This is a genomic window from Pseudomonas sp. GM17, from assembly GCF_000282175.2.
Taxonomy (GTDB): domain Bacteria; phylum Pseudomonadota; class Gammaproteobacteria; order Pseudomonadales; family Pseudomonadaceae; genus Aquipseudomonas; species Aquipseudomonas chlororaphis.
The window spans coordinates 5,746,234-5,763,033 of the sequence record NZ_CP124732.1 but is presented as its reverse complement, the minus strand read 5'-3'; the positions used below and the strand labels follow the sequence as shown (position 1 = coordinate 5,763,033).

Genomic DNA, 16,800 nt, shown 5'->3' with positions numbered 1-16,800 from the left:
GAGCCCGTCGTCTAGTGGCGGGCTTTGGAGCTGCGCAGTTTGATTGATTAATGGGCGCCCCTTTACGGGCTGAGGCGGCTTAGAAATGGCTTTGATCGTACAGAAATTTGGAGGTACCTCGGTCGGTTCCGTCGAAAGAATCGAGCAGGTCGCCGACAAGGTGAAAAAATTCCGCGAAGCCGGTGACGACCTGGTGGTTGTGCTGTCGGCCATGAGCGGCGAAACCAACCGTCTGATCGACCTTGCCAAGCAAATCAGCGGCGACGGTCAGCCGGTTCCTCGCGAGCTGGACGTGATCGTTTCCACCGGTGAGCAGGTGACGATCGCACTGCTGGCCATGGCGCTGATCAAGCGCGGCGTGCCGGCAGTCTCCTATACCGGCAACCAGGTGCGGATTCTGACCGATAGCGCGCACAATAAAGCGCGCATTTTGCAGATCGACGATCAGAAAATTCGCGGTGACCTGAAGGCTGGTCGCGTGGTTGTGGTCGCAGGTTTCCAGGGCGTCGACGAGCACGGCAACATCACTACCCTCGGTCGTGGCGGTTCCGACACCACCGGCGTGGCACTGGCGGCAGCCCTGAAGGCTGACGAATGCCAGATCTACACCGATGTCGACGGCGTCTACACCACCGATCCGCGCGTGGTGTCCGTGGCCCAGCGCCTGGACAAGATCACCTTCGAAGAAATGCTGGAAATGGCCAGCCTGGGTTCCAAGGTGCTGCAGATCCGTGCGGTCGAGTTCGCCGGCAAGTACAACGTTCCGCTGCGCGTACTGCACAGCTTCAAGGAGGGTCCGGGCACCCTCATTACTATTGATGAAGAGGAATCCATGGAACAGCCGATCATTTCCGGCATCGCTTTTAACCGCGATGAAGCCAAGCTGACCATCCGTGGCGTGCCAGACACTCCCGGCGTGGCCTTCAAGATTCTCGGCCCGATCAGTGCCGCGAATATTGAAGTCGACATGATCGTGCAGAACGTTTCGCACGATAACACCACCGACTTCACCTTCACCGTGCACCGCAACGATTACCTGGCAGCCCAGCAAGTGCTGGAAAACACTGCCCGTGAAATCGGCGCCCGGGAAGTGGTAGGCGATACCAAGATCGCCAAGGTCTCGATCGTTGGCGTCGGCATGCGTTCCCACGCGGGTGTTGCCAGCCGCATGTTCGAAGCACTGGCCAAGGAAAGCATCAACATCCAGATGATCTCGACCTCGGAAATCAAGGTTTCCGTGGTGATCGAAGAGAAGTACCTGGAACTGGCTGTGCGCGCTCTGCACACGGCTTTCGAACTGGACGCTCCGGCCCGACAGGGCGAGTGATGCGTTGCCCGAAGGGCGCGGTTTACCGCGCCCTTTGTTTTTTTGATCGGCGTGACAGAAAACTGTTCTTTTGCTCGCGCTAGTCAATACTTAGGCGTGTAGGGCTACGGCCGTCCTGGTTGTAGGTCGATACCCTTTTTTTTGCAGACTGTTGTCCCTGAAATGAAATGCGTGAGGAGAAAGGTATGCTGATTCTGACTCGTCGGTGCGCAGAAAGCCTGATTATTGGTGATGGCGAAATCACCGTGACCGTGCTTGGCGTCAAAGGAAATCAAGTGCGTATCGGTGTCAACGCCCCTAAAGAGGTAGCGGTGCACCGGGAAGAAATTTACCTGCGGATAAAGAAAGAGAAGGACGAAGAACCAAGCCATTAATTTTTATCGTTTTTTTTGTTTGCAAACGGGGAGAAAGCTGGTTAATATACGCCCCGTGTTGCGGAGAGCTGGCCGAGTGGCCGAAGGCGCTCCCCTGCTAAGGGAGTACACCTCAAAAGGGTGTCGGGGGTTCGAATCCCCCGTTCTCCGCCATTATTTGCTTAGTTCGTTGTAATCTGGCTTCTTCTGTAAGTTGTTGAAATTGCTAGAAAAAGTGCTTTACAAAAAGATTTAACGGCCTATAATGCGCGGCAACAAATGCACTCGTAGCTCAGCTGGATAGAGTACTCGGCTACGAACCGAGCGGTCACAGGTTCGAATCCTGTCGAGTGCACCATTTAAGAGTTGTTTGCAGTAATGTGAATAACTTGGCTTCAACCAGTTGTGGTCTGGTCTAAAAACACAAATTGCACTCGTAGCTCAGCTGGATAGAGTACTCGGCTACGAACCGAGCGGTCACAGGTTCGAATCCTGTCGAGTGCACCATATACCAAGAAGCCCGCATTTATTGCGGGCTTTTTGCTTTCTGCCGTTTGGGTTTTCTCCCTTCTTTATTGGTTCCTCTGTTTGAACGTCGCAATCATTCTGGCGTCGTATTCAGCGTGTGCCTGTCCTTTTGATGTGGCCTTTCGAAGGCTCCCGGCAATTGTGAATCGATAACGGGAGCGAGTTCCGGGCGCAGTTTTTTCGTCTGGGGTGTGTTTTCTTTTTCGGATGGTGCGTCGCAGCTTTATAGATTCAGCGCTTCTTCAGCTTTGCGCCGCAAGCGCTTGTTCTTGCCATGATTTTTTAACGTTTAAAGCCGTCAAGCGGTGTATGATTGCGCCCGTCAGCCCCGCCGGGGCTTGTGGAATACCTCCATGGACTTACCCAGTAGTTACTCAGTATCCCGTTTTTACAATCATGAATTGACTGATTGATCCTTCCGGCGTGCTCCTCTGCTGGGAGTGGAGTTCGCCTATGACCGAAGTAGAAGTAAAGAAAACACAAGACAGCCTGCAGGATCGCCTCGCTCAAGTCGTTGAGCTGCTGCAGCGCCAACGGGTGGTCGAAGACCTGACTCATCGTCAGGAAGGTCATCATCAGGATCGGGTCGAGAACCTGGTCCACCGGCAAAACCTTGTCGAGCTGCAACGCAAGCTCGACGATCTGCACTCTGCCGACGTTGCCTATATCCTTGAAGCCTTGCCGCTCGACGAGCGTCTGACTGTCTGGCAGTTGGTCAAGGCCGAGCGTGACGGCGACATCCTGCTCGAAGTATCCGATTCCGTACGTGAAACCCTGATCGCCGACATGGACGATCATGAGCTCCTGGCTGCTGCCAAGGAGATGGACGCCGACGAACTTGCTGACCTGGCCCCCGAGCTGCCGCGAGACGTTGTCCATGAGCTGATGGAGGCGTTGGACGGCCAGCAGCGCGAGCGCGTTCGCTCCGCCTTGTCGTATGACGAGGAGCAGGTCGGTGCGTTGATGGACTTCGAGATGGTGACCATCCGTGAGGATGTCAGCCTTGAAGTGGTTCTGCGTTATCTGCGTCGCCTCAAAGAGTTGCCAGGCCATACCGACAAGCTGTTCGTCGTCGACTATGACGGTGTGCTCAAAGGTGTGCTGCCCATCAAGCGGTTGCTGGTGAATGATCCGGAGAAACAGGTTTCGGAAGTCATGGCCAGCGACCCGGTAAGTTTCCATCCGGACGAAGATGCCTACGACGCTGCGCAGGCATTCGAGCGCTACGACTTGATCTCGGCGCCGGTGGTCGACAAGAACGGCAAATTGATCGGCCGTCTGACCATCGATGAAATGGTCGACCTGATTCGTGAGGAGAGCGAGACCGAAGTCCTCAACATGGCCGGTCTGCGTGAAGAAGAAGATATTTTTGCCTCGGTCTGGCGTTCCCTGCGCAACCGCTGGGCCTGGCTGGCAATCAACCTGATCACCGCATTTGTCGCTTCGCGAGTGATCGGTCTGTTTGAGGGCTCCATCGAAAAGCTGGTGGCCCTGGCGGCCCTGATGCCGATCGTGGCGGGTATTGGCGGCAACTCGGGTAACCAGACCATCACCATGATCGTTCGCGCCATGGCGCTGGACCAGGTCAGCACCGGCAATACCTCGCGTCTGATGCGCAAGGAGCTGGCGGTAGCCTTGATCAACGGCCTGGTCTGGGGCGGAGTCATTGGCGTGGTGGCTTACCTGCTCTACGGCAGTTGGTCGTTAGGTGTGGTGATGACGGCGGCCATGACGCTCAACCTGTTGCTGGCGGCGCTGATGGGGGTTCTGATTCCGATGACGCTGGCGCGCCTGGGGCGCGACCCGGCCATGGGGGCCAGCGTCATGATCACGGCCATGACCGACAGTGGCGGCTTCTTCATCTTCCTTGGGCTGGCCACCATCTTCCTGCTTTGATCCCGCATGCAGCCCCTCTAATGGGGCTGTATCGTTTTCTCCATCCCCTTGCCATCCAGGCTTCTGTGTTTGTAGCGTTCGAGCAGCAAATTTCGCGCAAAAAAAAGCCAGCACAAGGCTGGCTCTAGCTTTCGAGGTCGAATCAAGAAGCGTCTGCGGCCATTTCGGCGTCATGGGCGATCAGCGAAACAAGAGCGTTCTGCTGGCGGTGGGAAAGTTGACGGAAACGTTGAAGCAGTTCGCGTTCATGCAAGGAGAGTTCTGGGCTGTCCAGGCGCATGCTCAACTCTTCACCCAAGGCGCCTTCCTGAATAAGACTCTGTTCCAGGCGCGCGATGATTTCGGAGTTCATGCTGCGGTGATGATTGCGAGCCACCTCGGCAATGCGTTCACGCATCCCGTCGGGTAGACGTACGACGAACTTGTCAGCCGTACGGCTGGAATAAATTGCCTGTTTCAATGGGCGCATATATTTAACCGGTTAGTTCAGGGGAGCGGTTCTCGGAATTGGCCGCGGGATGTCAGTTAGGACAAGCGTTGCTGCCAAATGTTCAACCTGAATTGTTAAGAGGCCCGCATCATGCCTCAAAGTAGCCAGATCCTTGGCGTCAATTCTGTGACAAATATTGAACTGGGTAAAGGCGTTATGCCAGCACCAATTATCAGAAATGCGGACTGGTTTGAAAAGATTGCCTGGTCCGCCTATCTGCCCGCGTCCTGATGTCCGATGGTGGTGCGCTTGTGCGTCGCCAGACGGGCATGCATGCGGATCCGATCATTGTTTCCTACCTTGTACAGGATAGTGGCAAATTGCCGATTTACTAGGCTGCGAGTGCCATGGAGTCTTCAAATGCCAGGCAGACTGATTTATTTGATGGGACCTTCCGGATCGGGAAAGGACAGCCTGATCGAGGCTGCGCGCCGTCCTTTGGCGCAACTCGGCTGTGATGTGGTGCGGCGGGTGATCACCCGTTCCGCGGAATCCGTGGGGGAGGCGGCCCATGGGGTAAGTGCTGACGAGTTCGAGCGTCTTGAGCGGCAGGGCGCCTTTGCCTTGTGCTGGCGGGCCAATGGCCTGGCCTACGGAATTCCCGTGCAGATCGACGAATGGCTGGCCAGTGGGCGTCATGTCCTGATCAATGGCTCCAGGGCTCACCTGGATCAGGCTCGCCAGCGTTATCCGGAGCTTTTGGCGATTCTGTTAACGGTGGATATCGACGTGCTGCGGCAAAGACTGATGAACCGCGGTCGCGAAAGTGCGGCGCAGATCGAGGCGAGACTCAAGAGAAGCGCTCTTTTTTCCGCTGAGGGCGGGCCCGTGCTGGGAGAGTCCGTGTTTTTTCTGGACAACTCGAGCGAGCTGTCCGTGACGCTTGAGCGTTTTCTGAAGCTATTGAGATCGCAGGGGATCAGCGCAATACAGGGTCGAACTTGATCTTACGTCCCAACACCAGCGCCAGCAGAAACAGGCCGGAAAAAACACCACAGGCAACCAAGAGCGCATCACCCAGGGTATTTTCAGTGGTGAAGCAACCCAGTGTGGCACTGAGTACTGCCAGGATGAGAAGGCCTTTGGCAAGTCGGGACATTAACAGGCTCCTGATGGGGTGATATTCAAAATACCCAGCTTTCGGGTCTTGGGTTGGCAGGTAGAACAACGGCTTCTGGGGCATCGGCGACCTGTGCCATGCCAGGATTCTCCGATGCGCTGCTTATCACAGCCAATTGCGGGGCCTGGTGTTGCACGTAGTGGGCCTTGTACTGGGGGCTCTGATCCGCGCGGCCATCAGGCTGAAAGTGGAAGACCACCAGTACGGCGATGGCAATGGCATTCGATAGAAGAAGGGCGCTGTTCATGGGCTTGATCTCCACTGTTCTTTCATAGAGAGGAAGCAGCGCTCATGCCAAGAGTCTAACCTCTAATAAACCCTTTAAAAACAATGATTTGATAGGGTTTTTAGACGATGGCGGATTGCATTCTGCAATGATGGCTTTTTGCAGTGATGCAATTTGCACGGCGGCTCTGGCAAGTTGCCTGATGATCAGAGGCCGCCACCGGTTAAAAAGCCCTACTCACAACATGACAAAAGCAGGGCTGACCGTTAACATGCACGCCGTCCTTTGCGCCGTGGCAGTACACGCGGTGGTCAATTTGTCCCAGTAGCTCAATTGGATAGAGCATCCCCCTCCTAAGGGGAAGGTTGGCAGTTCGAACCTGCCCTGGGACACCATCTATTTCCGGGCTTTCAGGCCAAACGTGGTTTTCGTCTTTATTTCCTGGTAACGGCTACGTTTGGTACACGCAGTTCTCGATGCTGTGGAGTCACCCATGATTGTCATTGCTGGAAAAAACAATATTTCGGTATTTGGCCTGGAGCGGGCTCTGCGACAATTTTCGCCCGACGAAATTGCCGTGGTCTGCAACCGTAACGATACAGGCGTCGATGGTTGGCAGCGTTCGTTGCGGGCGGCCGCGCAAAAGTATGGTGTGCGTGAGATCAGCCTGGAGGCGGCTTATGAAGTCGCGTCCATCGCGTTCATTTCCCTGGAGTTCGACCGGATCGTCGTGCCTGGGCGCTTCTCTATCAGTCGTGTGTTCAATATTCATTTCTCGAGGCTGCCCGAATACAAGGGTATGTTTACCTCGGTCTGGCCGTTGCTGGAGTCCAGGGCCGAGGCGGGCGTGACCCTGCATTTCATCGACCGGGGTATCGATACCGGGGACATCGTCGCGCAACAGGTATTCCCAATCCCGTCCTGGTGGACCTGCCGCGATCTCTATTTCGCCTTTAACCAGCATGCCGGCCAGTTGCTGGAGCAGTGGTTTGCCAGGCTGGTCGATGATGGCGTCAGAGCGCAGCCACAGAGTGCGGCGGGATCCAGCTACTTTTCAAAGGACGCCATCGACTATGGGGCGTTGAAGATCGATCCGCTGTCGACGGCCTGGGCGCTACGCAACCAGATCAGGGCGTTCGCCTTTCGTGAATATCAATTCTTGCGCTGGGATGGGAAACCGGTGGTCTCGGCGACGATTCTGCCTGGGCGTTCGCAATTCAAGGCCGGGACCCTGATCAGCACAACTGACGATTATGTCGAGCTCTGCACCATCGACTATGACGTCCGGCTGAATTTTGATCGGTTGCCGGAGATGCTCAAGGCTTGTGAACGAGGCGATCTGGAGGCGGTGGTGGCACTGCAGGCCAATATTGCCGGTTACAACGATGCCAACCCGCAAGGCTGGACGCCGCTGATCGTCGCCAGTTATGCGGGTGCCTATGAGGTGGTTGACTGGCTGTTGCAGCAAGGTGCCGACCCGGAGCGGTCCAACAACAAAGGCACGACGCCCTTAATGTATGCCAAGGATGCCTACCTGGCCGGGCGTTGTCGTAGAACCTTTCCGTTGTTGTTGCGCAAGGGCGCTAGGCTGGAGGCTGCCGACCATTGCGGTCGGGCACTCGCCGACTATGTGACTGACGAGCAGTTTGCTCAGTTGCGAGGTGCTTTCTAGGCACCTCGCAACAGGCGCATCAGTGGGCGGTGAACTGGTTGATGGCGGTGACAATGTGTTGCTGTTGTTCCAGGTCCAATGTCGGGTAGATCGGCAATGACAGGATCGAGTCATGCAGCGGCGCCCGGGATGCCTGGGAGGTCCTGGCCAGATCGCGGTAGGCCCGCTGCTCGGTGATCGCCAGTGGGTAGTGAACCAGGCATTGGATGCCACGCTCGGCCAGATGCGCCTTCAGCTGATCGCGCCATGGGCAGGTAATGACATACAGGTGCCAGACATGGGCGCTCGCAGTCGTCACCGAGGGCAGGGTGATTCCCGGGTGCCGGATGTGTTCGCCGTAGTAGTGGGCGATGCTGCGTCGACGGGCAGTATCGTTGTCCAGATGCGCCAGCTTCACTCCCAGCATCGCGGCCTGGATTTCATCGAGGCGGCTGTTCACCCCCTGATGATCGTGCTGGTATTTGACGCGCGAACCGTAGTTGCCCAGCGCCCGGACCAGGGTTGCCAGCTCGGCGTCGTTGGTAGTGATGGCTCCGCCGTCGCCCAGGGCTCCGAGGTTCTTCCCGGGGTAGAAGCTGAACGCCGCGGCATCGCCCCAGTTGCCGGCCTTGCGCCCGGCCAGCTCGGCGCCATGGGCCTGAGCGGCATCTTCGAGCACCAGCAGGCCATGCTTGTGGGCCAGCGCCATGATCTGCGGCATCGGCGACAGCTGCCCATAAAGATGCACCGGCAGGATCACCCGGGTTTTTTCCGAGATGGCCCGTTCGACGGCTTCGATCTCCAGATTGTGGGTGGCAGGGTCGACATCTACCAGGATCGGCGCCAGATCGTTTTCCAGAATGGCCGAGATGGTGGCGATAAAGGTATTGCTCTGCACTATCACTTCATCACCGGCCTGCAGCCGGCCTTGCTCTTTCCAGGCGCGCAGGATCAGGGTCAGAGCATCCAGGCCGTTAGCGACGCCGATGGCATGCCGGCTGCCGCAGTAATCGGCGAACGCGGCCTCGAATTGCTCAAGCTCACGCCCCATCAGGTACCAGCCGGAGTCGATCACACGGCTGCAAGCGGCTTTGAGCTGATCGGCATATTCGTGATTGATGCCTTTCAGATCCAAAAACGGAATATTCATCATTTGGGTCATTGTCCGAGCATGTCCATGAACTGGGCATAGTCTCGAACATAGTCGCCTTCTTCGTAGAGTTGATCGGCCAGGACCATCAGCACACAGTCTGGAGAGAAGTCATACATCTCACGCCAGATAAAGGATTCGATCAGCAGGCCCTGGCAAGGATTGTCCAGGGTGATGTCGATTTTTTCCCGACCGTCGTCCAGCAGAAAACGGCACGAGCCGCGTACGGCGATGGCCACCTGTTTGAGGGTCTTGTGGGCGTGGTAGCCGCGGCGAACCCCTTCACCGGTATTGAACATGTAGTACACCCGCTTCACCGGGAAGGGGATGTTTTTCCCTTCTTCCAGGGCGATCAGCGAACCACGGTCATCGCCGTGGGTCTGCAGCGGCAGAATGTGAATTTTCATCGCGTCTCCCCTTCGAGCCGTTTCGACAAATGCTGTTGCAGCCAGTTTTCAACGCTCTTGGCGTCGACCCGATAATTCCGGTAATACAGTTCTCGGGAGTCGGTCGAGCCTACCCGGTAAGCGATGTAGTCCATTTCCACGCCGACGACCGCCGCCAGGTTGGAAAAGCACGACAGCTCTGCGTATTCCTCGGCCATCCAGCACAGTGCGCGGGCGTTTTTCGAGGCGAAAATCAGATTGGTCCAGGCTGCGCCGGTGGGGCCGACTATGACTTCGGCATTGGCCATGATCGCCACCTGATGGTTGATGTCCTGTTCTTCCATGTACACGCAGGTAAACCCATAGGGTTCCAGCAGCTTGAGGATCTCGGCCTGGTTGTAGTGCCGGAGAAAGCCTTTGCGGGCCAGGAATACTCGTTTGGGGAGTTCGCCGATGGGAATGTCATGGGCCAGATGCAGCGCCTTTTTCCGCAGGAAATGGATCGACTCCGGGCGGACGAAGCCGCTGCTGGCACTGTTCTGTGCCGCGCCTTTGAAGTTCGGGATCATATTGTTCGGAGCACTGATCAGCAGCAGGTCGGCCACCTGATAGCTGGTGATGTTGTCCAGGAGCACCAGCGGGCGGCCAACGCCGATCGCCTCGATCAGGGCCTTGATCGAAGGAATGTTCTGGCTGCTCTTGGAGATCAGCAGAGGATAGTCCGCATATTGCGGCGGCAGTTCGGCCACGAATTGCAGTTGCGACAAGACTTCTACCGTCCAGTGGTAATAGTTCTGCTCGTTGCAGCCGCTGATCAGCAGGCCTTTTTCCAGCTCTACAGGTGTGCCGGTCCTGACCAGGGCCAGGCGCTGGCCGTGGTAGAGCAGGTGCGCGGCACTATAGTCGGCCTGCAGGGATTTCGCCGTGGGCACTCGCTCCAGCACCAATTGCCCGCCGGGCAGTATCACCGAACGGGACACCGAGCAGACTTGTCCCTGCCGGAAGTGATACAGGGCGATCTCGGGTAACGCCAGGGTGATCGCTGGTGTCGATTGATGGAGGAACCGTGGGGGCTGGCTGGTGCCCGGTTGGCTCGGGCGAAACACATGGACCTTGTGCTCGTCGCTTTCATCCAGCCAGCGCAAGGCCAGGCGCCGGGTATCCTGGCGTCGAAAAAACAGTCGATACAGCAGGTCGCTGATCAGTCCCGGCTTTCTGCACAGTCGTTCATAGCCCAGTTGCTCGAGGCGTTTGCCAATACGCTGGAACCATGGGAGCTGCGAGCTGATCTGCGCGCCATGGAACACTTCGACTTTTTGCTCGTTGATGGCCAGCTTCTCAGTGAGCTGCGGATGGATCTCGCGGTAGTAATCACTGGCGATGATGATCTTGTCGAAAGCCAGCGAACTCAATTGTTGAGGCGCGTGGATCAACTTGCCGAACAGGCGCTGGCCCTGCTTCTGCTGATTGTTATCGACGAAGCCGATCACCCGGTAGCGGCGGCGGTTGTACTTGTAGAAGTTGACCCCGCCGGCGCCGGTGCCGAATATCAGCACCCGCGCTTTTTGTCCAAACCCTGTCGACACATTGACCTCGTCTTGCTGGTGCTGCCGGTGGTAGATCGTCACCCGAGCGGTTCGCCCGCTCGGTAAAGGCGGTGACGCTAGCCATTGTTATTGATGATGTTGCCCTTGATCTGGGCGATACCCTTGGCGTTCAGGTCGCGTCGGGTCCTTATCGGTTGCAGCTCGCCCTGGATTGCGGCGTTGATGGTATCAATCGCGGTCTTGCCGGTGTTACTCCGGGACTTGCCCAGCAGGTAGCGCAGCGACAGGCGGAACTGCTCTGACTCGTTGGCCACTGGCCGCGTACCGTGCAAGGTACAGTTGTGCCAGAGCCCGACGTAACCCGGCCCGCCTGTCAGCCGGTAATCCTGGCAGGCCATCTGCTGCCCCTGATCGTCGGCGTAGGTCCATTGGTCGTGCTCCTGATGTTCCAACTGATGAGGGAACAGCGTGGCACCAAAGCGGTGAGTGCCGGGCATCAGGTGCAGGGGCGAGTCGTTTTCGGTGACGTCGTGCAGGTACACATACAGGGTCAGAAAGGTCGAGGGGTCGAGTTCCACCCGGCCCTGGGGCCAATCGATGATGTCCTGGTGGAAGTCGATCCCGCGAAAGTAGGTGATGTCGCGAAAGGGTTTTTTGATATAGGGCCCCAGGTTCGCCACATTCACATCGCGGATCTTTTCCCGCACCCAGTCCGGCAGCCACGAATCCGGTACGCCGCACACCGCTTTCTTGATCACTACCTCATAGTCGGCGCCTAGCACTTCATCGAGGACCGCAGTGAGGCGCGGATCCTGCTCGATGAACTGCAATTGCGACTCGAAGCCATTGAGGAAGTTGAAGGTCTTGTTCGGGTTGGCGTTGAGGTGGTTTTCCTGGGCCAGGTATTCAGCCTCGTCCATGAACAGCCCGGCCCCGAAGGCCCGTGCGGCGATCATTTCGCGGTACAGCGCCTGCGTGCGGTCAGCGTCCAGGATCTCGCCGAAGATATGGGCGCCCTGGTCGATGAGGTTTTGGATACAGGTTTGCATGTTGCGCTCGTTTTGACTGTTGCTGTCTGTCTGCAAGGTATCGGCGTGGCTGGCTTAAAGTTGATGCCGCGCGGCTGATATTCCCGATGGAGTTTGCCGCAACCGGAGCTGGCGGGCGGCGCGAGCAAGGATATCGAATGCTTTTGGCAACTATCTATAAGGGAACGCCAGAATCGGCCGATAACCCCATGGATGTTGTTGCAGGTCAAATGGCGGGGCCATGGACCGAGTGTCCGGCGAGAGCGGGCGGGCGCCATTGTGGGTTGATGTAGAATGCATTGATGGCCTGTGGCCATTATCGTTGTCCGGGGGCAACAAGGGTGACGACCTTGAGCGTGTCCTGCTGTTGCCGCGGACTTCATCTTTTTTACGGGTCTGGAATCTTCGATGCTGGCGTACCACCAAAAAAGCTTTTTGATCGTCGATGATTTCTCGGATTTTCGCAGTTCTGTCCGGTCCATGCTGCGTGAGCTGGGCGTCAAGGACGTAGACACTGCCGATACAGGCGAGCAGGCGCTGCGCATGTGCGCGCAAAAGCGTTATGACTTCATCCTGCAGGATTACCACCTGGGCGACGGCAAGAAGAATGGTCAGCAGGTGCTCGAAGACCTGATGACCGACAAGCTGATCAGCCATGAAAGCGTGTTTCTCATGGTCACCGCCGAGACCAGCCAGTCGATGGTGCTCAGCGCCCTCGAGCACGAGCCGGACGCCTATCTGACCAAGCCTTTCAACCGCTCCAGTCTGGCTCAGCGGCTGGAGCGGCTGCAGCAGCGCAAGTCGTTGCTCAAGCCGATCCTGCAGGCGCTCGATCGCGGCAAGCCACTCGAGGTGCTCAATGCCTGCATCGCCCTGTGCAAGCAGGATCCGCGTTATGCGCCGTTGTGCCTGCGCTACCGGGCCGATGCCTTGCGTGACATGAATCAGAACGAGGCGCTGGAGCGGTTGTACGAGAGCATCCTGGCGGATCGCCCGTTGCCGTGGGCCTATGTCGGCCTGGGGCGTCTGCTGTTCAAGCGTGGCCAGGTGACCCAGGCCAAGGCCATCTATGAAAAGGCCTTGAAGGCGTTTCCGATGATGCCGGCGCTCTACGATGGCATGGCCGATGTGCTGCTCGCCGAGGGTGATTCCAAGCGCGCCCAGAGTGTGCTGGAGGAGGCGGTGCGCCTGTCGCCGCTGGCCGTGCGCCGGCAAGCGCTGCTGGGCAAGCTGGCGATGACCAACGAAGACTTCGAGACCGCATCCAAGGCGTATCGCCAGGCGGTGTCGCAAGGCGCGCAATCGCGTTTCAAGGATCCGGAAAGCAACCTTGGCCTGGCCCATGCGTTGATCAGCAAGGGCAGCGAGAGGGGCCTGGATACCCGCACGCGCCTGGAAATCAACAGCACCCTGAGTGCGGTGGCCAAGGAAAACCCCAGCGATCCGGGGCTGCAGATTCGCGCGCGCCTGATGAAGGCCACCAGCCTGTTGCTCAACGATGCTGAAACGGCGGAAAAACTCACCGAGCAGGCGATGCTGCGTCTGGACGGGATGGAGCAGTTCATGAGCCCGGAAGCGGCGTTGCTGGTGGCCAAGCAACTGCAGATGCTGGGACAGGCCGATGCCGGCGCATCGATGCTGAAAAACTGTGCGGAAATCTACGGCGACGACCCGAAGGTGATGGAAGGTATTGCCAAGCTCACCGATGACCCGGCGATCCTCAACTCCGCCAACGCGGCGGCGGACATGAACCGTCAAGGCGTGCGCAGCTACAAGGCCGGCGCGTTGGGCGAAGCCCGGGATCTGTTCCGTCGGGCCCTGGCCATGCAACCGAAGAACATCAGTATTGCCCTGAACATGGCGCAGTCGCTATTGCACGGCACCGACATCACCCAGGACACGGCACTGCTGGATGAGTGCCGGACCTGCCTGAAAATGGTCGGCCTGATGCCCGATACCGACGCGCGTTATCCGCGTTATCAGAAGCTGCGAAGCAAGGCGTTTGGCGAATGAATACCCACGAACAGGCTCTCGACTTTTCCACGGTGATCGCCTCTACCGTGCACGACATGAAGAACTCCCTGACCCTGCTCATGCAGGCCCATGCCCAGTGGCTGGCGGCACTGCCGCAGGCGCACCAGGGCACGCTGGAGCAGGGCGTGATGGAGTTCGAGTTTGCCCATCTCAACGGCATGCTGGTGCAACTGCTGGGGCTCTACAAACTGGGGGTCAACCAGTTGCCGGTGCAGCCGGGTTACCACGAACTGGATGACTTCATCGAGGCGCAACTGGTCAGCCATCAGGATGTGTTCGCCAGTCGTGGCATTGCCGCGACCTATGAAGTCGATCCCTTGACCCCACTGGGGTTCTTCGATCGGGAATTGATCGCCTCGGTGCTGGACAACTGCATCAACAACGCCATTCGTTATGCGCGCCATGCGTTGCTGGTCAGCGTGCACGATGAAGGTGGGCAGACGGTGCTGACCATCAATGACGATGGCGAGGGTTATCCGCAGCCGATGATCGATAACCAGGCCGACTACGTGCAAGGCATCAATCACAGTAGCGGCAGCACCGGCCTGGGGTTGTACTTCGCCGGGCGCATTGCCGCGCTGCATCAGCGCAACGGTGTCTGCGGACGTACCGAGATTCGCAACGGCGGGCCTTTGGGCGGCGGTGTGTTCAGTCTCTACCTGCCCTGAGCCAGCTGCTGTTGCGCTTGCTCCAGGGCCTGTAGAAAGCAGGTCAGGGCGGCTTTCGGCTCCTGGCCCTGACGGGTGATGCAGTGAAAGGTCGAACGATAGGCCAGGCGCTGCGGTAACAGGGCGCGCATTTGGCCCCTGGCCACCCAGTTGGCGGCATAGTGGCTGGGCAGGTAACCCAGATAGCTGTCGGAAAACACCAGGGTGGCAATCGCTTCCATGGTGTAGACGGTGGCGCTCTGCAAAAAATACAGGCCATGGGGGCGTTGGTTCTCAGCCATGTAGCCACGGCCAACATAGGGTGTGTTGCATATTTCTTCCAGGGTCAGGTCAGTGTCGCTGCGTTGAAACAGCGGGTGCCCAGCAGCGCAATAGAGGTTTTGTTCCTCCTCGAACAGCGGCTGGTAGCGCAGCCCGGAGAGCTGGTGGTGGAAGGCTCCGATGGCCAGGTGCAGGCGCTCGTCGAGCACGGCCTGTTCAAGCTCGTCGGGACGCAGTATGTGCAGGCCCAGGCGGACTTCCGGCAGGCGCTGGCGGAACAGGTTGATGGCCAGGGGCAATGGCGCATAGGACAGGCTGAGCATGCTGTCGACATTGCCGATCTGCAGGTGGTCGCGTGCCGGCCCGCCGAGTTGGTTGGCCTGCTGCCGAAAGCGCTCGATGTCGCGAAACAGCAACTGCGCAGCATCGAACAGTTCCAGGCCTTCCTCGGTCAATTGGAAGCCACTGCTACCACGTCGGCACAGCGAGCAGCCCAGGCGCTCCTCGAGATCGCGTACCACCACGCTCAGGCGCGACAGGCTGGTATTGAGCCTGGCCTGAGCCGCGGTGAAGCCGCCGGCGTCGACTATGGTGCAAAAGACCCGCAGCATGCGCAGGTCGATATCGGATAGGCTGCCCAGCACATTGGCCTCCATCAGGCGCGGCAAGGGGATGGGCAAAGCCTACACCGGTGCGGATCTGCGAGTCAGCGGCGAGAGGCGATGGATTCGGCCAGCAGGCACATCAGCTCGAACATCATGGTCGCCCCTACCAGCGCCGTGGCGCCGCCGACGTCGAAGGGCGGCGACACTTCCACCACATCGGCTCCGATCAGGTTCAGGCCGCGCAGGCCACGGATCAACTGCTGGGCCTCCAGGGTGGTCATACCGCCTATTTCCGGGGTACCGGTGCCGGGGGCGAAGGCTGGATCCAGCACGTCGACATCGAAGCTGACATAGGTCGGGCCGTCACCGACCACGCGTCGGACCTCGGCCAGGGTGGCGGCGACGCCGATCTCGGCAAACTCTTCCATATGGATCACGCGGATGCCGGTCTCGGCAGCGAAGGCCTCGTCATCGGCCGAATAGACCGAGCCACGGATACCGATCTGCACGGTGCGTCGCGGGTCCAGCAGGCCTTCCTCCACGGCACGACGGAACGGTGTGCCGTGGGTGTAGGGATTGTTGCCGAAATAGCGGTCGTTGGTATCGGAGTGAGCGTCGAAATGCACCATGCCGATTGGCCGCTGGCGGGCCAGGGCGCGAAAGATCGGCAAGGTCACCAGATGGTCGCCGCCAACGGCCAGGGGCACGGCACCGGCTTCGTGCAAGTCGCGGAAAAAGGCTTCTATGCGCGACAGCGAGTCCAGCAGGTCGATGGGGTTGACGGGAGCGTCGCCGAGATCGCCGATGCGCACCAGGTCATAGGGGGCGATACGGCTGACATGGTGCACCTTGCGCATCAGGCTGGAGAGGTTGCGCACTTCTCGCGGGCCATGCCTGGCGCCGGCGCGGTTGGTGGTGCCGCCGTCCCAGGGCACTCCGACCAGGGCGATCTGCACCTGGGCCGGGTCATCAAAGACCGGCAGGCGCATGAAGCTCGGAATCCCGGCGAAGCGTGGCACCAGCGCTGCGTCCACGGGTTGGGGAAAATCATTGGGCATGGTGGAGCTCCTGTGGCGAATGGGAGCGGCATGTGGCTGCTCCCTGGGTAAGCGCTGTCAATGGGTTTCGATGGACGGCGCGACGGTCGGGCTGGTCAGCAGGGGCCTTGCGCATGCCTCACCAGCCGAGCCCGGCCAAGCGAGTTGGCGGGGGCGAAAAAATCATAGGGCGGGCGTGGCAGGCCGATAAATCATCAGCTCGGCAAGCTGGCTTGTGTTTTGTGACAAGTTCCTTGAGAGCGCTCCTTGCGAAGGCATGCCGGATGATGGTTGTTTATCCGGGTATTTCGAGTGTCCCTGCTTGATATTCCGAACAGCCGGAGCCTATTTTGTACGGGTCGCCGTTCTCGGCTCGTACAACAACAAGGATTGAGTCATGACAACCGATGGCCGCAGTTCACTCGCTCAGCGATTGACGGGCATTGACGAGATTGAATGTGTCACTCCGGATCTGAACGGCGTGCCACGGGGC

The 16,800-nt window shown here is 58.6% G+C and carries 16 protein-coding genes and 4 tRNA genes; 11 read left to right on the top strand and 9 right to left on the bottom strand.

Annotated features, from left to right (window positions below; translation table 11 throughout):
- The first annotated feature begins 85 nt into the window (after nucleotides 1–85).
- From PMI20_RS25645 to mgtE, 6 genes are all read left to right on the top strand, one after another.
- Nucleotides 86–1,327 (top strand): aspartate kinase, encoded by a 1,242-nt coding sequence (locus tag PMI20_RS25645; protein WP_007921569.1) that lies wholly within the window; start codon nucleotides 86–88, stop codon nucleotides 1,325–1,327.
- A 185-nt stretch (nucleotides 1,328–1,512) separates the two neighbouring features.
- Entirely contained in the window at nucleotides 1,513–1,701 is a 189-nt protein-coding gene (gene csrA, locus PMI20_RS25640) for a carbon storage regulator CsrA (RefSeq protein ID WP_002554426.1), read from the top strand.
- A 62-nt stretch (nucleotides 1,702–1,763) separates the two neighbouring features.
- Nucleotides 1,764–1,854: transfer RNA gene (locus PMI20_RS25635), tRNA-Ser, on the top strand.
- A gap of 107 nt (nucleotides 1,855–1,961) precedes the next feature.
- A tRNA-Arg gene (locus PMI20_RS25630) sits at nucleotides 1,962–2,038 on the top strand.
- Between the two features lie 72 nt (nucleotides 2,039–2,110).
- Nucleotides 2,111–2,187: transfer RNA gene (locus tag PMI20_RS25625), tRNA-Arg, on the top strand.
- Between the two features lie 474 nt (nucleotides 2,188–2,661).
- Complete coding sequence (mgtE, locus tag PMI20_RS25620) at nucleotides 2,662–4,104, top strand: magnesium transporter (RefSeq protein ID WP_007921578.1); 1,443 nt, start codon at nucleotides 2,662–2,664, stop codon at nucleotides 4,102–4,104.
- A gap of 142 nt (nucleotides 4,105–4,246) precedes the next feature.
- On the opposite strand, the gene PMI20_RS25615 is transcribed toward mgtE, so the two are convergent.
- Nucleotides 4,247–4,573 (bottom strand): Arc family DNA-binding protein, encoded by a 327-nt coding sequence (locus PMI20_RS25615; protein WP_003178899.1) that lies wholly within the window; start codon nucleotides 4,571–4,573, stop codon nucleotides 4,247–4,249.
- Between the two features lie 381 nt (nucleotides 4,574–4,954).
- On the opposite strand from PMI20_RS25615, the gene phnN reads away from it, so the two are divergent.
- On the top strand, nucleotides 4,955–5,539 hold the full coding sequence (gene phnN / locus PMI20_RS25610; RefSeq protein ID WP_007921583.1) for a phosphonate metabolism protein/1,5-bisphosphokinase (PRPP-forming) PhnN: 585 nt from the start codon (nucleotides 4,955–4,957) through the stop codon (nucleotides 5,537–5,539).
- Here the strand turns inward: phnN and PMI20_RS25605 are convergent.
- Complete coding sequence (locus PMI20_RS25605) at nucleotides 5,514–5,693, bottom strand: PA3371 family protein (protein WP_007921585.1); 180 nt, start codon at nucleotides 5,691–5,693, stop codon at nucleotides 5,514–5,516. The two genes, phnN and PMI20_RS25605, sit on opposite strands and share 26 nt — an antisense overlap.
- Nucleotides 5,694–5,718: 25 nt before the next feature.
- A complete protein-coding gene (locus tag PMI20_RS25600) occupies nucleotides 5,719–5,961 on the bottom strand; it encodes a hypothetical protein (protein ID WP_007921587.1) in 243 nt (80 codons plus the stop codon).
- Between the two features lie 297 nt (nucleotides 5,962–6,258).
- Between PMI20_RS25600 and PMI20_RS25595 the strand changes: the two genes are divergently transcribed.
- A tRNA-Arg gene (locus tag PMI20_RS25595) sits at nucleotides 6,259–6,335 on the top strand.
- Nucleotides 6,336–6,433: 98 nt separating this feature from the next.
- Nucleotides 6,434–7,612, top strand: a complete 1,179-nt coding sequence (locus PMI20_RS25590) for a formyltransferase family protein (protein ID WP_007921589.1) — start codon at nucleotides 6,434–6,436, stop codon at nucleotides 7,610–7,612.
- A 19-nt stretch (nucleotides 7,613–7,631) separates the two neighbouring features.
- Here PMI20_RS25590 and PMI20_RS25585 read toward each other — a convergent pair whose 3' ends face one another.
- From PMI20_RS25585 to PMI20_RS25570, 4 genes are all read right to left on the bottom strand, one after another.
- Nucleotides 7,632–8,753, bottom strand: coding sequence for a DegT/DnrJ/EryC1/StrS family aminotransferase (locus tag PMI20_RS25585; RefSeq protein ID WP_007921599.1), 1,122 nt, complete (start codon nucleotides 8,751–8,753; stop codon nucleotides 7,632–7,634).
- Nucleotides 8,750–9,148 (bottom strand): sugar 3,4-ketoisomerase, encoded by a 399-nt coding sequence (locus PMI20_RS25580; RefSeq protein ID WP_007921600.1) that lies wholly within the window; start codon nucleotides 9,146–9,148, stop codon nucleotides 8,750–8,752. Before PMI20_RS25580 ends, PMI20_RS25585 begins: the two co-directional genes overlap by 4 nt.
- Nucleotides 9,145–10,713, bottom strand: coding sequence for a glycosyltransferase family 61 protein (locus PMI20_RS25575; RefSeq protein ID WP_007921609.1), 1,569 nt, complete (start codon nucleotides 10,711–10,713; stop codon nucleotides 9,145–9,147). The genes PMI20_RS25580 and PMI20_RS25575 overlap by 4 nt, the downstream gene beginning before the upstream one ends.
- Nucleotides 10,714–10,790: 77 nt before the next feature.
- Nucleotides 10,791–11,723 (bottom strand): phytanoyl-CoA dioxygenase family protein, encoded by a 933-nt coding sequence (locus PMI20_RS25570; RefSeq protein WP_007921611.1) that lies wholly within the window; start codon nucleotides 11,721–11,723, stop codon nucleotides 10,791–10,793.
- Between the two features lie 387 nt (nucleotides 11,724–12,110).
- Between PMI20_RS25570 and PMI20_RS25565 the strand changes: the two genes are divergently transcribed.
- Nucleotides 12,111–13,715, top strand: coding sequence for a tetratricopeptide repeat-containing response regulator (locus PMI20_RS25565; protein WP_007921613.1), 1,605 nt, complete (start codon nucleotides 12,111–12,113; stop codon nucleotides 13,713–13,715).
- On the top strand, nucleotides 13,712–14,404 hold the full coding sequence (locus PMI20_RS25560) for a sensor histidine kinase (RefSeq protein ID WP_007921615.1): 693 nt from the start codon (nucleotides 13,712–13,714) through the stop codon (nucleotides 14,402–14,404). The genes PMI20_RS25565 and PMI20_RS25560 overlap by 4 nt, the downstream gene beginning before the upstream one ends.
- On the opposite strand, the gene PMI20_RS25555 is transcribed toward PMI20_RS25560, so the two are convergent.
- Both PMI20_RS25555 and speB read right to left on the bottom strand, forming a co-directional pair.
- Nucleotides 14,392–15,321, bottom strand: a complete 930-nt coding sequence (locus PMI20_RS25555) for a LysR family transcriptional regulator (protein ID WP_219735409.1) — start codon at nucleotides 15,319–15,321, stop codon at nucleotides 14,392–14,394. The genes PMI20_RS25560 and PMI20_RS25555 overlap by 13 nt on opposite strands.
- Nucleotides 15,322–15,371: 50 nt before the next feature.
- Nucleotides 15,372–16,328 (bottom strand): agmatinase, encoded by a 957-nt coding sequence (gene speB, locus PMI20_RS25550; protein ID WP_007921619.1) that lies wholly within the window; start codon nucleotides 16,326–16,328, stop codon nucleotides 15,372–15,374.
- Nucleotides 16,329–16,800: the final 472 nt, after the last annotated feature.

Coding starts and splice junctions, on each gene's coding strand:
- PMI20_RS25645 (WP_007921569.1), top strand. CDS start 86: ATGGCTTTGATCGTACAGAAATTTGGAGGTACCTCGGTCGGTTCCGTC.
- csrA (WP_002554426.1), top strand. CDS start 1,513: ATGCTGATTCTGACTCGTCGGTGCGCAGAAAGCCTGATTATTGGTGAT.
- mgtE (WP_007921578.1), top strand. CDS start 2,662: ATGACCGAAGTAGAAGTAAAGAAAACACAAGACAGCCTGCAGGATCGC.
- PMI20_RS25615 (WP_003178899.1), bottom strand. CDS start 4,573: ATGCGCCCATTGAAACAGGCAATTTATTCCAGCCGTACGGCTGACAAG.
- phnN (WP_007921583.1), top strand. CDS start 4,955: ATGCCAGGCAGACTGATTTATTTGATGGGACCTTCCGGATCGGGAAAG.
- PMI20_RS25605 (WP_007921585.1), bottom strand. CDS start 5,693: ATGTCCCGACTTGCCAAAGGCCTTCTCATCCTGGCAGTACTCAGTGCC.
- PMI20_RS25600 (WP_007921587.1), bottom strand. CDS start 5,961: ATGAACAGCGCCCTTCTTCTATCGAATGCCATTGCCATCGCCGTACTG.
- PMI20_RS25590 (WP_007921589.1), top strand. CDS start 6,434: ATGATTGTCATTGCTGGAAAAAACAATATTTCGGTATTTGGCCTGGAG.
- PMI20_RS25585 (WP_007921599.1), bottom strand. CDS start 8,753: ATGACCCAAATGATGAATATTCCGTTTTTGGATCTGAAAGGCATCAAT.
- PMI20_RS25580 (WP_007921600.1), bottom strand. CDS start 9,148: ATGAAAATTCACATTCTGCCGCTGCAGACCCACGGCGATGACCGTGGT.
- PMI20_RS25570 (WP_007921611.1), bottom strand. CDS start 11,723: ATGCAAACCTGTATCCAAAACCTCATCGACCAGGGCGCCCATATCTTC.
- PMI20_RS25565 (WP_007921613.1), top strand. CDS start 12,111: ATGCTGGCGTACCACCAAAAAAGCTTTTTGATCGTCGATGATTTCTCG.
- PMI20_RS25560 (WP_007921615.1), top strand. CDS start 13,712: ATGAATACCCACGAACAGGCTCTCGACTTTTCCACGGTGATCGCCTCT.
- PMI20_RS25555 (WP_219735409.1), bottom strand. CDS start 15,321: ATGGAGGCCAATGTGCTGGGCAGCCTATCCGATATCGACCTGCGCATG.
- speB (WP_007921619.1), bottom strand. CDS start 16,328: ATGCCCAATGATTTTCCCCAACCCGTGGACGCAGCGCTGGTGCCACGC.